The 14,041-nt window shown below is 53.5% G+C and carries 10 protein-coding genes; 6 read left to right on the top strand and 4 right to left on the bottom strand.

Annotation, left to right across the window (positions count from 1 at the left end; all coding sequences use genetic code 11):
- Nucleotides 1–152 precede the first annotated feature (152 nt).
- From ACZ1HV_RS01250 to lexA, 3 genes are all read left to right on the top strand, one after another.
- Nucleotides 153–1,739, top strand: a complete 1,587-nt coding sequence (locus ACZ1HV_RS01250) for an acyl-CoA synthetase (RefSeq protein ID WP_472717064.1) — start codon at nt 153–155, stop codon at nt 1,737–1,739.
- On the top strand, nt 1,736–2,605 hold the full coding sequence (locus ACZ1HV_RS01245) for a PPC domain-containing DNA-binding protein (protein WP_472717063.1): 870 nt from the start codon (nt 1,736–1,738) through the stop codon (nt 2,603–2,605). Before ACZ1HV_RS01250 ends, ACZ1HV_RS01245 begins: the two co-directional genes overlap by 4 nt.
- Before the next feature lie 157 nt (nt 2,606–2,762).
- The gene (gene lexA, locus ACZ1HV_RS01240) at nt 2,763–3,485 is read left to right on the top strand and encodes a transcriptional repressor LexA (protein WP_298820581.1); all 723 of its coding nucleotides are present in this window, start codon (nt 2,763–2,765) and stop codon (nt 3,483–3,485) included.
- Nucleotides 3,486–3,509: 24 nt separating this feature from the next.
- Here the strand turns inward: lexA and ACZ1HV_RS01235 are convergent, their stop codons facing one another.
- Both ACZ1HV_RS01235 and ACZ1HV_RS01230 read right to left on the bottom strand, forming a co-directional pair.
- Nucleotides 3,510–5,201 (bottom strand): ComEC/Rec2 family competence protein, encoded by a 1,692-nt coding sequence (locus tag ACZ1HV_RS01235; RefSeq protein ID WP_472717062.1) that lies wholly within the window; start codon nt 5,199–5,201, stop codon nt 3,510–3,512.
- Between the two features lie 77 nt (nt 5,202–5,278).
- Nucleotides 5,279–5,821 carry a DUF4131 domain-containing protein gene (locus ACZ1HV_RS01230; RefSeq protein WP_472717061.1) on the bottom strand — a complete coding sequence of 181 codons (543 nt, stop codon included), beginning with the start codon at nt 5,819–5,821 and terminating at the stop codon, nt 5,279–5,281.
- Nucleotides 5,822–6,069: 248 nt separating this feature from the next.
- Between ACZ1HV_RS01230 and gltX the strand changes: the two genes are divergently transcribed.
- The 3 genes from gltX (at nt 6,070) to ACZ1HV_RS01215 (ending at nt 11,873) form a co-directional block, all read left to right on the top strand.
- Nucleotides 6,070–7,494 (top strand): glutamate--tRNA ligase, encoded by a 1,425-nt coding sequence (gltX, locus tag ACZ1HV_RS01225; RefSeq protein WP_472717060.1) that lies wholly within the window; start codon nt 6,070–6,072, stop codon nt 7,492–7,494.
- A gap of 236 nt (nt 7,495–7,730) precedes the next feature.
- Entirely contained in the window at nt 7,731–9,023 is a 1,293-nt protein-coding gene (gene gltA / locus ACZ1HV_RS01220; protein WP_298820575.1) for a citrate synthase, read from the top strand.
- A gap of 423 nt (nt 9,024–9,446) precedes the next feature.
- Entirely contained in the window at nt 9,447–11,873 is a 2,427-nt protein-coding gene (locus ACZ1HV_RS01215; RefSeq protein WP_298985909.1) for a methyl-accepting chemotaxis protein, read from the top strand.
- Nucleotides 11,874–11,980: 107 nt separating this feature from the next.
- Here ACZ1HV_RS01215 and lpxB read toward each other — a convergent pair whose 3' ends face one another.
- Complete coding sequence (gene lpxB / locus ACZ1HV_RS01210; protein WP_472717059.1) at nt 11,981–13,159, bottom strand: lipid-A-disaccharide synthase; 1,179 nt, start codon at nt 13,157–13,159, stop codon at nt 11,981–11,983.
- Nucleotides 13,156–14,040, bottom strand: a complete 885-nt coding sequence (locus ACZ1HV_RS01205) for an LpxI family protein (RefSeq protein ID WP_472717058.1) — start codon at nt 14,038–14,040, stop codon at nt 13,156–13,158. The genes lpxB and ACZ1HV_RS01205 overlap by 4 nt, the downstream gene beginning before the upstream one ends.
- Nucleotide 14,041: the final 1 nt, after the last annotated feature.

Here is a 14,041-nt window from a genome sequence, read left to right as displayed (position 1 = left end):
CCCGCTCAAAGTCTCTTATTGCGAAACACAACAGGTATCCTTGCACGGATATTTGTGTCTGGGGAACGTTTCATTCCTTGCCAGCTTGTCAAGCTTATGATGCTCAGCCTAGGTTTCTGGACTTTCCGGGTGGGATGAAGGGAACTTAGCCAATGATAGAGCGTAGCTCGAACCGGGTCGCCAACTTGGCACACTTCTTGACCAAAAACGCGGCCCGGTGGCCTAACCGCGCGGCAATCATCTGGGAAGACAACACCTGGACCTGGCAGGAACTCGACAGGCGCGTCTCAGCGCTCGCGGCAGCCCTAAGCGATAGATTCGGCATCACCAAGGGTGACAGCCTTCTCGTTCAGGCGCAAAACTCCAATCAAATGACCGAAATCATGCTTGCTGCCTTTCGTCTTGGTGCGATCTGGGTACCCTGCAACTTTCGACAAGCCCCTGCGGAGACTGCCTACACTTGCGAGAAATCAAAAGCCAAGGTGATGCTCTGCGACGCAGACTTCGAAGAACAGGCACAAGCCGTCAAGGCTGCCAATCCGGACGTGCGCGGTATCGTTAGCATTGGAGAAAGCGCCTTTGGCGTTTCCTATGAAACCTTGTTAACCAGCCACATGGGAACACAATTTCCAAATGCACCGGTCGACTACACTGATCCCTGCTGGTTGTTCTTCACATCCGGATCCACCGGCCGGCCAAAAGCGGTGGTCCTGTCGCATGGCCAAATCGGCTTCGTTGCAGTCAACTACATGACAGACCTGATGCCAGGAACAAACGAAGAAGATGCATCGCTCGTGATAGCACCTCTCTCGCATGGCGCAGGTCTCCAGCAAATCGCGCAGCTTTCCGCAGGAACGGCACATGTCCTGATGCCAAGAACTGGCTTTAACCCCACAGTCGCTTTCGAACTGATCGAAAAGCACAAGGTCAGCAACATGTTCACGGTTCCCACTATTGTGAAACGCCTCGTCGAAGACCCGGCTGTCGAGCGCTACGATCATTCGAGCCTTCGTCATGTGATTTATGCCGGAGCTCCGATGTACCGCGAAGATCAGAAGCTGGCTCTCGAGAAGCTGGGCTCTGTTTTGGTCCAGTACTACGGACTTGGTGAAGTGACAGGCAACATAACCGTCCTGCGCCCTCAGGATCACGTGCAAGAAGACGGCCCTGAGGCGCGCATCGGCACTTGCGGCACCGAACGGACCGGAATTGAAGTTTCGATACAGGATGAAACTGGTGCCTTGTTGCCACCTGGAACAACAGGTGAGGTCTGCGTCATCGGGGCTGCGGTCTGCGCTGGTTACCTGGAAGACGATGCCGCCAATGAAAACGCGTTTCGCGACGGTTGGTTTCGAACCGGGGACATCGGTCATATGGACGAAGACAGGTATCTCTATCTAACCGGTCGCGCGTCAGACATGTATATTTCAGGCGGGTCGAATGTGTACCCAAAGGAAGTGGAGGAAGTTTTGTTGGCACATCCTTCCTTGTCGGAGGTTGCAATTCTTGGCATTCCAGACCCTCAATGGGGAGAAGTCGGACTTGCGGTGTGTGTGGCCTCAACCAATTCTGAACCGGAACCGGAAGCGGCAGAATTGAGCGAATTTCTTGCCGGAAAGATCGCCCGATACAAGAGACCGCATCGATATTTGTTTATTCAAGCAATGCCCACCAGCGCTTACGGAAAGATCACGAAAAAGCTGGTACGTGAATTTCTGATCGAAAAAGGCTTGATATGAGACGCGGAGTTCCACGGACACTTGATGATATCAAGCACCCTGGACCAATTGCATCTCAACGCAGACCCTCTCTCCCATGCCATGCTGAACCGGTTGCGCTGTCCTTGTCCGATGGAGGTGGTCTGCTGGAAAAGCTTGGCCAGTGGATCGAAGCGTCAGGCTATCAATCCGCGATACTTGATCTCGGTGGCGTGGAACTCAACGCCTTTGACTATGTCATGCCGGATCGTGCGATCGACGACAGGCATGCCGCCTGGTATAGCGACAAACAGGCCTCCGAAGGATCAACACTCATCGAAGCCGTTGCCATTCTGGGCCTCCGGGACGGCAAGTGGTTTGCGCATATTCACGCCTACTGGCTTGAAAACGGCAATGTCCATCTCGGCCACCTCCTTCCGGACAGCGTGTCCCTCGCAAGGAAAGCGGATCTGACCGGATATGGCTTAACGGGAGCTGGTTTCGAAGCCGAATACGACCTCGAAACTGAGTTTACGCTTTTCCGCATCAAGCCATCGCAAACCATCGTCGCCCCCTCCACTCCGCCGAACGCTCTCATCACAACGCTGGCACCATTTGAGGATCTTCACGACAGTATCTGCGATCTCGCTTCGACTATTGGGGCCAACACCTTCAAGGTTGTCGGTCTCGGCAGTCTCGCAGGTGCTGAATTCACATCGTCGCCGCCCATGACAGGCCTTATCTCTGAAATCCTCTTGCAATCAGGTAGTGGCTGCGAACCCAATCAAGGCCAACGGATTCAGATACGCTGCATAGATCTCGACGGAAATCTCCATCAAGGGGTTGCACAGCCCGGCGGGTGCCCGACCCTCGTAACCTGCGAATTGCTGCTGATTTCAACTGACTGAAACACGTTCTAAAGCCGTAATTGATGAACTCCGTTCAATTCCGTGAAAACGGCGGCAATAGAACAGTAAGAGAACATTTACCCTTGCAGAACACAATAGGAACAGCTAAGGTGTTCTCGATTTGTACCAGTCCGATTCTAGGTCAGGGGTAACCGTTATGTTGACGCGCAAGCAGTACGAACTGCTCATGTTCATTCATGAAAGACTGAAGGAAACTGGTGTTCCACCGTCCTTCGATGAAATGAAGGACGCGCTGGACCTGCGTTCCAAGTCTGGTATCCATCGGCTCATTACGGCTCTTGAGGAACGCGGCTTTATTCGTCGCTTGCCAAACAGGGCCAGAGCCATGGAAGTTGTCCGCCTTCCGGACTCAATTGCTCCCGGCCTTGGGGCTCCACGACCACGTGGAAGTTTCTCACCCGAAGTCATCGAGGGCTCTCTTGGCAAGGGAGAAGGCGCCAAGTCTCCTTCTCCTGCTCCATCTGTTCCTGAAGTCGCAGGCACAGAAATACCTGTTATGGGCCGGATCGCCGCCGGTGTTCCGATTGAAGCAATTCAGAACCACAGTCATTCAATCACTGTCCCTCAAGAGCTTCTCGGCAAGGGCGAACACTACGCACTGGAAGTGCGCGGTGACTCTATGATCGAAGCCGGCATTCTTGATGGTGACACGGTCCTTATTCGTCGGACAGATTCAGCTGACAGCGGTGACATTGTCGTTGCACTGGTTGACGATGAGGAAGCAACATTGAAGCGACTTCGCAAAAAAGGTGCGTCCATTGCACTCGAAGCCGCAAATCCAGCTTATGAGACCCGAATTTTCGGACCGGGGCGTGTTCGTGTTCAAGGACGTCTCGTTGCTTTGTTTCGCCAGTATTAGATCGTACGGTCGTTACTAACGGCTTCACTTGGCTTTCGAGGTCAGGTTTGCGCGCGTCATTTCTCCTATTTGGTGCCAGGGTCTTGGTGCCTCTGGAATTGCGAAAATCATTTTTGAGACGATGGTGGTTGCGGCTTGGGTGTCACGCCTGTCAGTGCCATCAATCTTTTGATTTCCGGTTTCAGCGGTGTGCTGCTGCTTGTCAGGCAATTTGTCGTCGCGCGCCGTTGCTTGCGCAGACAGCCAAATAGACACCGCCCCTCGCCTGGCTCTCGTTTCTGCATCAATAACAATGGCTGCTCGGCAACCATCTGGAACGATTAAATCGGTCACGATCAGATCGGCAAATTGGCAATCCTGAAATAAAGCGTCCGCATGCCGAGGAAATGCAATTGAAACAGGCACTTCGACGTTTTGACCGTTCGGCAATTGATCGACTGGCGCATGCGCTCTGATCACACATCCTGATTGATCGCAGTTCCGCTGGGGCGATTTCATCTTGCGCGATTTAATCGCAGACACGGAAACCCCTTCTTTTTGAAGCCAGAGTTCTGTCACGAAGGAAGAACGGTTGACTGATAGGTTCAAGAAACCGTTTTCGTCGCGAGCCGCAACTCTCGAACCCGAAGACGCGATTTGAATATCGGGAGGCCGAGACAAGAAAATCAGGAGTATCGCCAGGGCAAATGGCGCTGCTGAAAACAAACGCCACCGCCCCGGCACCAGAAGAACCAGAAACAGCGCACTTATCAAAAACAGGGTAGGCAACGCGGAGAGATTGCCGACGGTCCCTGTATCGCCCCCCAGAGCTGCGGTGAATTCTGAAATATCAAGCAACCAGGAAATGCCAATCGACATAAAGGCAAGAGGAATTGCGGCCAGTCCGAATGGCATTAGGATGAGCGCAAGAACACCCATAGGCATGACCAGCAATGAAAAGACAGGCATTCCGAGCATATTGCCAACCACGCCAAAGGGCGCAATCCGGCCGAAATGGTGTGCCCCGACAATCCCCGTTGCAAGTCCGGCAACAACTGCCGTTACAAGCAGACCGAATGACCACTTTCCCAAAGAAGCAAAGATCCTTGGCAGCAAGCCAACACGAACGTCTTTCTTCCAGCTCTCTTTGTCTCGACTGCGCCAAAGCTCATAGACGGCGACAAGGCAAATGACAGCTGAGAAGGACATTTGGAACCCGGGAAAAAACAAGCGTTCTGGTGAAATCAACAGAAGCAGAAATCCGGCAAGAGCAACGCTTCTAAGCGTCAAACCACGACGGCCTACCAAAACCCCAAGAAAGACAAGTCCGATCATCACAAATGAGCGCTGAGTTGCGACGGCCGCGCCGGAAATGAGCAAATAACCAACCGCGGCGCATAGCGCAGTTGCCGCCGCCCATTTGTGAATGGGCCATCTGAGTGCAAGCGGTTGAAACAGCGAAAGCAACAACAAAACCGCGCCAAATGCACCCCCTGCGAAAAGAGCCATATGCAATCCGGAAATTGCCAGGATGTGAGCCAATCCTGCTGCGCGAAGTGCTTCCTCTTGCACCTCGGTGATACCGCTTCGGTCCCCCACAAGGAGGGCAACAACAAGGGCAGTTTCCGGGCCCTGCCCCATCACAGTTCTAATCTTGTCTGCAATACCTTCGCGCAGGTTCTGAACCAGTGCTCTGGCTTGGATCGTCAGTGGCGTATTGTCAGATGCCAAGACCATTGAAGGCCCATAGCCAAACCCCGTCGCACCAATTTGGGAATAGAAGGCTCGATAAGAAAAATCATAGCCCCCAGGCATCACTGGTCCTGCCGGAGGAAAAGCCTCCCCCGCAGTTCGACCATTTGCCCCGGTCTGGCAATGTCGCCTGCCGGCACCCGCATCCGAACCTTTTTGGGAAATCCCAGGTCCGATCGCGTTCGATCATTGACGGTTTCAACTTGCAGCAGCAGCCGAACACCGCGCGCATTGACCTGTCGCTCAAGAACAAACCCGGTCAGCGTGACATTCATCATTTCAGAGAGTTTTGGGGCCGCGACCGTGGCTGTCCTGACGCTGGCGACAGTCAAACCGGAAACCAGCGCCAGAAGGAGCAGAACAAACCTGCTTAAAGACCCTCGCCGGGAAATTCGGTAAACAGCACCCATTGCAAAAAGCGTAAGCGCAGTGAGCAAGATCCTATTGGGCTCAGCCGGCAAAATCTTGTAGATCGCAATTCCTGCAGAAAATGCGAAGCAGCACCACAAAAGCCCCTGATCTTCCCAGATGCGGCTCTGAACAACGCCGGACTTTTTTGACGTGAGCGCCGCCAGAACCGCCCAGGCGGACTGAGCCTTGTCCATCCGGCCCCTGCGGTATTGGTGAGGTTCGTTTTCGAGTAATTGGGTTTGAGATGCAGGATGCGAAGCCGCTGAATTGCGGCTCTGTTTTTTTCGGGCGGTGTTTGCTGCTGCACCACCTGCTGATCCTTCCATCTCCTAAAGAAACGGGCAAGTGCCTATTTAGCCTTGCCAATGCCTGTGCTAAGACCGCGCCACCTTCAAAGGCGCAACCTGCGCCGTTATCTTGACAGAGACTTTTAATTAGCACCATGGCACAAGACATCGTCACGCGTTTTGCTCCTTCGCCGACCGGCTTTCTACACATCGGCGGCGCTCGCACCGCATTGTTCAACTGGCTGTTTGCCAAGCATTTTGGCGGAAAAATGCTGCTACGGATCGAGGATACCGACCGTGCCCGCTCCACGGATGAAGCCGTTGACGCCTTGATTGACGGTCTCGGATGGTTGGGCCTTGACTGGGACGGAGATCCCATTTCTCAGTTTTCCCGCGTTGGACGTCACGGCGAAATCGTCGAACAGATGGTGGCAAACGGTTCAGCCTATCGCTGCTATTGTTCGCCGGAAGAGGTTGATGCCATGCGCGAAAAGGCGCGGGCTGAAGGTCGTCCGCCCCGCTACGATGGCACCTGGCGCGATCGTGATCCATTAGAAGCGCCAAAGGACATCGCACCGGTCGTTCGCCTCAAAGCGCCACAGTCCGGCGAGACCGTCGTCGAGGATTTGGTCCAGGGCCGAGTTGTCATTCCAAACAAGGATTTGGACGATTTTGTCATCATGCGATCGGATGGCACACCGACATATATGCTTGCCGTGGTCGTCGACGATCATGATATGGGAATCACGCATATCATCCGCGGTGTCGATCACCTGACAAATGCCGCCAGGCAAACTCTGATTTTCCAAGCGCTTGATTGGGAAGTCCCTGCCATGGCGCATATTCCACTTATTCACGGGCCTGATGGCGCGAAACTGTCAAAACGCCATGGAGCAACCGGAGCCGAAGCCTATCGTGCCATGGGTTATCTCCCGCAGGCTATGCGCAACTATCTTGCGCGTCTTGGCTGGAGTCATGGCGACGAAGAAATCATGTCGCTCGACGACATGATAAAGTGGTTTGGCTTGGATGCTGTTGGCCAGTCCGCCGCCCGCTTCGACTTCAAGAAACTCGAGAATCTCAACGGGCACTACATGCGCGCAACACCGGACCAGGAGTTGCTGGAGCATTGGAAAATCTATCTTCAGCATGCTGAAGACGGCGCTGCAGTATTGAATTGGCTTGCTTCACCAGACAAGGAAAGCGTAGCGCTCGCGGCTCTACCAGGTCTAAAGGAACGGGCCAAAACGCTGGTTGAGCTCACCTCAAGCGCTTCTTATCTTTGGCGCCAGCGCCCTCTCGATTTTGACGAAAAGGCGCAGAAAATCCTCAGCGATGAAGCAAAGAGCATCTTGAAAGACCTTCACGGTGTTTTGACGGCAGCCAATGAATGGAGCGCTGAGCATCTCGAAACCTCCGTAAAAGCCTATGCAGAGCATAAGGAACTGAAACTCGGAAAGGTCGCACAGCCGCTGCGTGCAGCCCTCACCGGCCGCGGGACTTCACCGGGAATTTATGATGTCCTTGTTGCACTGGGCCGTGATGAATCGCTGGCCAGAATTCAGGATCAGACGGTCTAATTGACGCAGTAATACGGATTGGGGTCGCCCAAAGCGGTTTAACGGCGGCTCCGGCATTCCCGGCAAATTGGTCTTTGACCAAAGGGTTATGCCGGCCAACTTGCGGCAGTGCAGTAAATGGGCTACGCAGGACGCGAAAATTTCTCCAGTGCCGCTCGGCAGCAGGAACCGATCTCGTCGGTTTGCTAGCCATTCACTAGAGTTGCACACCCGGACAACGCAAAGGGGTTTTCTGTATGGCCGACAACAACGCCAAGCTAAACGTCGGTGGTAATAGCCACGATTTCGACGTCCTTGACGGATCCATCGGGCCGTCGGTAGTGAACATCGCGTCCTTGTACAAGGACACAGGCATGTTCACCTACGACCCGGGCTTCACTTCAACCGCATCTTGCGAGTCAAAAATCACCTACATCGACGGTGATGAAGGCACGTTGCTTTACCGTGGCTATCCAATCGAGCAACTCGCCGACCATGGCGACTTTCTGGAATCCTGCTACCTTCTGCTCTACGGCGAACTGCCGACCAAGGCGCAGAAAGACGACTTTGTGCACCGTGTGACCTACCACACGATGATCCATGAGCAGATGAACCGCTTCTTCTCCGGTTTCCGCCGCGACGCCCACCCCATGGCAATCATGGTTGGTACCGTCGGTGCGTTGGCAGCGTTTTATCATGACTCCACAGACATCACAGATCCGCACCAGCGCATGGTTGCGTCGCTGCGCATGATCGCCAAGATGCCGACAATCGCGGCAATGGCCCACAAATACCACGTGGGACAACCATTTGTTTATCCGCGCAACGATCTCGGTTACTCGGCAAATTTCCTGCACATGTGTTTCGCCGTACCTTGTGAAGAATACAAGGTGAACCCGGTCCTCGCGCGGGCAATGGACAGGATCTTTATCCTTCACGCAGATCACGAACAAAACGCATCTACTTCCACCGTGCGCCTCGCCGGATCTTCAGGTGCGAACCCGTTTGCATGCATTGCCGCAGGTATTGCATGTCTTTGGGGCCCTGCGCACGGTGGCGCGAATGAAGCCGCGCTCAACATGCTTTCCGAAATCGGGTCGGTAGATCGCATTCCGGAATTCGTAGCGCGCGCAAAGGACAAGAATGATCCTTTCAGACTGATGGGCTTCGGTCACCGTGTCTATAAGAACTATGATCCCCGGGCACGGATAATGCAGAAGACGACCCATGAAGTTCTGGGCGAATTGGGCATTAAGGACGACCCGCTGCTCGACGTAGCGATGGAACTGGAAAAAATAGCGCTGAACGACGAATATTTCGTCGAAAAGAAGCTCTATCCGAACATCGACTTCTATTCCGGTATTACGCTTCGCGCGCTCGGCTTCCCGACAAACATGTTCACTGTGCTCTTTGCGCTCGCGCGTACTGTTGGCTGGATCGCACAGTGGAAGGAAATGGTCGAGGACCCGTCCCAGCGTATCGGCCGTCCGCGGCAGCTCTACACAGGCGCAACGAAACGCGACTACCTGCCAATTGATCAACGTCGCTAAGACGACCTGAGAATCGCCGTTGTGCCAACGCACAATGAGGCCATCAAACAGGGTGTTTCCGATCTCCGGAAACACCCATTTTTCTGAGCTTCTCCCAAAGGAAAGAAACTGTCTGCAAGAAATAGTTTTTCACCTGGGAATGTTGAAACAAGTGAAAATTTCATACGACAGCTTTTCGCACCCGTTGCTCAAGACATATCGACACTAAATCGACACCCCGAAAACAGACCCCTGTTATTTTCCAAAAATATTCTTTTACTAATTTGTTAGTATTATGCTTTACTGAAACAACATTAGTATTTTTCTATACTAAAAGTAGTATCTTTAGAAATCATTCTACATTTACAAATAATAAGGAAACACAGACTAGCTTTCTTGAAAGTAAGTTTGCGCAATTCGCGCTGAGGACTTCAAGGGGTTGAAATGCATTTCCTGAAATTCGCTTCCGATCTTAAATTTGGTATCAAAGTTGGCGGTAGTTTTGCCGCAGTTATTGCACTGACCGGAATTGTGGGCGGTGTGGGCGCATACAGTGTGATGACCCTCTCGGAAAGAATGGAAGTTGCCAAACAATCCACGTCAACAATTGCACAGCTTCAAAATCTTGCCTCTAAACGCGAGAAATTTCTTACGACGCAGGACATTCAGTCTGCAGAAGCAACCCTGCTCGATATTGGAGCGCTCAGCGAGAATTTGCAGACCCTCGAAAATCAATTGAAGGGAGATCCACAGGCGCAGGTTCCTGTCGCTGAAGCTGCAACCGCAGTGACAAAGTTCAAGAACGCCTTTGAAAAGGTGGTCGGACTGACCCAAACCCAGGGTGAGAAGCAATCTCAGCTGGAGGGCGCTGTTGAACATCTGGAGAAGACCGCCTCACAGATCCTCGGCAAGGCGCTGATGGCACGCGATGGCGTCAGTATGGACGAAAGCAACGCTCGCAAGACGCTGGTTTTGGCGAACAAGGTCGGCCAGGCCGCAGCAGGCTTTCAGGAAGAAGCGCTGACTTTGCAGAACCTGTTCAATGCGGCTGCCAACAACGCCAAGCAACTGGCAGAAATTTCAGATCGCGTCTCTGCAATGGTTCCCACCGCCAAAGAAATGGCTGCCAACAGTTTCGACGGCGTCGATCCGTCCAAGTTTCAGGACCTTGCTGCCATAACGGAAGAGATCAAGCAAACGCTTGGGGAACTCTCCGAAACCAAAGACTACATAAAGATATTTGATCTGACGGATGCCGCCAAAGATGGTTTTGGACAGCTTGTTGCGAGCGTGAAGGAAATTCGAACCCAAGCGAATGTGGCCATTGACAACGTTTATGCGCAGGCAGACGAAATCAATAAGCGCTTTTATGTGGCCGACAGTGTTGCCGACACAGTCATGCAAATCGAGGCTGATGCCAACGCAGTCAAAGCGGCGGCTTTCTATTTCTTGCTGACACCAAACGAGACCACACAGGCATCGGTGACCGACGGAATCGCGGGACTGTCCAAGCTTGCCTCTAGGCTGGAAAAAAGCGCCAAGGACTTCCCTTCGATCGCCGACCAGGTTCCGGCCGTCAAAACATCGGTAGAGACCTTTGGATCGAGCTTCACCGAATTGGCGACGAACCAGTTTCAGCTGGCCGGTCAGATCGCGACTTTGAAGGAACTTTCGCACACTGTTCAAACTCAGATATCGACGATATCAGCCGACCAGAGCGCTGCGGCACAGGCATCAAGCACAAGCGCCTTGGGCGTCATCAGCCTGGCTCTTCTAGCCGCGGTTCTTGCCGGAGTGGGAATGGCGATCGCGCTGAACTTTGCGGTCACAAGACCGCTTCGTCGTACCACAATGACCATGTCCAGACTCGCGGAAGGCGACACGGATGTCGAAATCGACGGCATTGGACGCGGTGACGAAATTGGCGATATGACGCGTACCTTGCAGATCTTCCGCGACAATGCTGTTGAGCGTGTCCGCTTGCAGTCGGAGACCGAACAGGAACAGCACCTGCGCGCAGAACGTCAGGCTCGGGTTGAAGAACTCATCTCCGGGTTTCGGGACAAGGCAACGGAAGTTCTGGAATCCGTCGCAGATACCGCACAAACGCTTGACGGCACCGCTCAAGATCTCAGCTCGATCGCAGGTCAAAACTCCAGTCTTGCCGACAGCACATATGGCGTAACCGATGAAGCAACTCAAAATGTGCAAACGGTCGCCAGCGCCGCTGAAGAACTTGCAGCCTCGATCGGGGAGATCTCCCGTCAAGTTAGCCAGACGACCCAGGTTGTAGAACGGGCGACGGAAGGCACACAAGTCACGAACGAAAAGGTCCAGGGACTGTCTACGGCAGCTACCAAGATCGGCGAAGTTGTCAGCCTCATTCAGGCAATTGCTGAGCAGACCAATCTTCTCGCTCTCAATGCCACCATTGAAGCCGCGCGTGCCGGAGAGGCCGGCAAAGGCTTTGCAGTCGTTGCAGCCGAGGTGAAAGAACTTGCGACACAGACATCAAAGGCGACTGAAGAAATAAGTTCACAGATATCCGAAATTCAGAACGCCACCAAAGATGCCGTCACTGCTATTGCTGCCATTACGGAAACAATGGACGAGGTCAATGAATACACGTCCACAATCGCAACCGCAGTTGAACAGCAGGGCGCTGCCACGAACGAGATTTCGGTCAATGTTCAGCGGGCAGCCCAAGGTACAGGTTCCGTCAAGACAAACATGTCGGATCTGTCACAAGCAGTCGCGCAAACAAGCCAGAACGCCAATCTCGTGCTTGGCGCATCAAGTGAACTTTCCAACAAGACCGATGTTCTAAAGCAGGAAGTTGGACATTTCCTCGACAACGTCGCCAGTGCCTAACCCATCAAGGCTCGACAGAACGAAATGATCGCAGAAACGTCCCGGGCTTTTTGCCCGGGATTGTATTGAAGAACGGTCGGTCGGACGGACATTCACCAAACAACCAATTATCTCTTCATCAGGTTGACCACTACGTCTGCAGCCGCAGCGCTTTGGCTATACCCTTCCGGCAGACGCATTGCATCGTCCAAGCATGTAAGGCTGGCAATCTGAGCCTTCCTGTCGTCACCATCCTGTAAAAGCGCACATAAATGCTGTGCTAAAACGCTTGGTTGAACCTCATCATCCAGAAACTCGGGAATGGCTTTTTTCTCTAAAATGATATTTGGCAACACGAAGGACTCAACGCTTGAGAATTTGAATATTTTGTTGAGTTCCTTGAGGCGCCTGAAGAACCAGTCGACCTTGTAGGCTACCACCATGGGCACACCGGCAAGAGCAAGTTCAAGAGAGACCGTGCCGGAAGCAGCCAATGCCGCATGTCCCTTTCGGAAAGCTGCATTCTTGGCAGCAATACCCGTCACGATCTCGGGCGCAACCGGCCACTCTGCAACCCCTTCCCGGATCCTTTGTTCCAAATGAGAGACTGCGGGCAGCACCACCTTCAGATCGGGAAATTCTTGCTTTACCAGAGCAACTGTCTCGCCGAAATCTTTCAGCAACCTGTCTATCTCGCTGCCCCGGCTCCCGGGAAGCACCAGCAACACTCTGCCTGGCCGATCGAGTGCCTCGCGCTCACCGTCTGATGGGCGGAGTTCATTGGCATTTTCACTCAGTGGATGGCCAACATAGTGTGTTGTTGGTCCGCCCAGCTTGTTGTGAACTTCAGGCTCAAACGGCAATAGCGCCAGGAGATCATCCACATAGACGCTCATTTTCTTGGCTCGACCGGGCCGCCATGCCCATACCGAAGGCGACACATAACCAACTATCGGGATATGAGGAGCACGTTTCCTCACGCGTTTGGCAACGCTATGAGTAAATTCAGGGCTATCGATGATCACCAGAACATCTGGATTTGAAGCGATCACGGCATCGACCGTCTGATAGACCCTCTTCACGATCAGCGGCAACCGCGCCAGCACAGCCGTCAACCCCATCACCGAGACGTCGCTCATGTCGAAAAAGCTGGTCAAGCCAAGCGATGACATGCGCTCTCCGCCAACGCCGCAATATCGTACGCCGGTTCCAAGTTTGGCATTCAACGCTTTCATCAACTCTGATCCGAGCTGATCGCCAGATTCTTCACCGGCGACAAGGCAGACGATTGGCATGGTGCCAGTCATGGATCGAGAATCTCGCTGCATTGACCACCATCAAACCCGACAAGGAAGACACCTTCGGCATCTGCTTTCTTCAGCGTGTCGTCCTTTTCCGCAATCAATGCCCCTTCAGCTTCTACAGCGATGCCGGAAAGTCCTGCTGCCGCGGCCAATTCGATCGTTTTTGGGCCAATTGTTGGCAAATCGACACGAAGGTCCTGACCAGGTTTAGCTGATTTGACCAGAACACCGGACTGACCACGGCCTCTGATCCGGCCGTTGCGTTTCAAGTCAGCGCAACGTTCCAGCATTGAATCTGTGCCTTCCGCGCCTTCAAGCGCCACAACACGCCCGCCGACAGCAACAGCCGCCTGTCCGACATCGAGTTCGCCAAGTTTACGTGTGGCTTTCAGCGCAAGCTCGAGATCCCGCCAATCCTCGTCCGTTGGCTCCCGGCTCCCGAGGACACCGCTTGCAGCGAGCAGCTGTGGTGCCACATCCTTGATCCCCACGACGCGATACCCCTCAACTTCAAACAGCCGGATAACCTTTGTCAAAAGACTGTCATCACCACCTGCAAGTGCGCGAATAATAGTCGGCAAGCGCTTCAACGTTCCAAAATCGCCAAGAATTGACGCGAAATCCGGTCTCTTGGAAACGCCTCCAATCAACAATATTTCTCTGCATCCATTGGATTTGAGAAACTTGTACAGGCGCCCGATTTCACCCCAGCCAAGTTCGACTTGCGCGCGCTCACGCGTTTTTTGATCGGCCTCGCCTTTGATCGCGACAATCCGGAATTCCCGCCCAGTCTGCTGAAGCGCATCTGCTATCTGGCAAGGCAGGCTGCCGTTTCCGGCAATCAGAGCCAATCTCGCCGCGTTCTGGTTGGCACCTCCACTCATT

Source organism: Roseibium sp. JB4-4, assembly GCF_055693425.1.
The sequence above is the reverse complement of the archived record's forward strand: the minus strand, read 5'-3'. Positions and strand labels throughout refer to the sequence as shown.

Bases quoted from the DNA above. Each gene is read 5' to 3' on its own strand.
- ACZ1HV_RS01250 (WP_472717064.1), top strand. From the start codon at position 153: ATGATAGAGCGTAGCTCGAACCGGGTCGCCAACTTGGCACACTTCTTG.
- ACZ1HV_RS01245 (WP_472717063.1), top strand. From the start codon at position 1,736: ATGAGACGCGGAGTTCCACGGACACTTGATGATATCAAGCACCCTGGA.
- lexA (WP_298820581.1), top strand. From the start codon at position 2,763: ATGTTGACGCGCAAGCAGTACGAACTGCTCATGTTCATTCATGAAAGA.
- ACZ1HV_RS01235 (WP_472717062.1), bottom strand. From the start codon at position 5,201: ATGGTCTTGGCATCTGACAATACGCCACTGACGATCCAAGCCAGAGCA.
- ACZ1HV_RS01230 (WP_472717061.1), bottom strand. From the start codon at position 5,821: ATGGACAAGGCTCAGTCCGCCTGGGCGGTTCTGGCGGCGCTCACGTCA.
- gltX (WP_472717060.1), top strand. From the start codon at position 6,070: ATGGCACAAGACATCGTCACGCGTTTTGCTCCTTCGCCGACCGGCTTT.
- gltA (WP_298820575.1), top strand. From the start codon at position 7,731: ATGGCCGACAACAACGCCAAGCTAAACGTCGGTGGTAATAGCCACGAT.
- ACZ1HV_RS01215 (WP_298985909.1), top strand. From the start codon at position 9,447: ATGCATTTCCTGAAATTCGCTTCCGATCTTAAATTTGGTATCAAAGTT.
- lpxB (WP_472717059.1), bottom strand. From the start codon at position 13,159: ATGACTGGCACCATGCCAATCGTCTGCCTTGTCGCCGGTGAAGAATCT.
- ACZ1HV_RS01205 (WP_472717058.1), bottom strand. From the start codon at position 14,040: ATGAGTGGAGGTGCCAACCAGAACGCGGCGAGATTGGCTCTGATTGCC.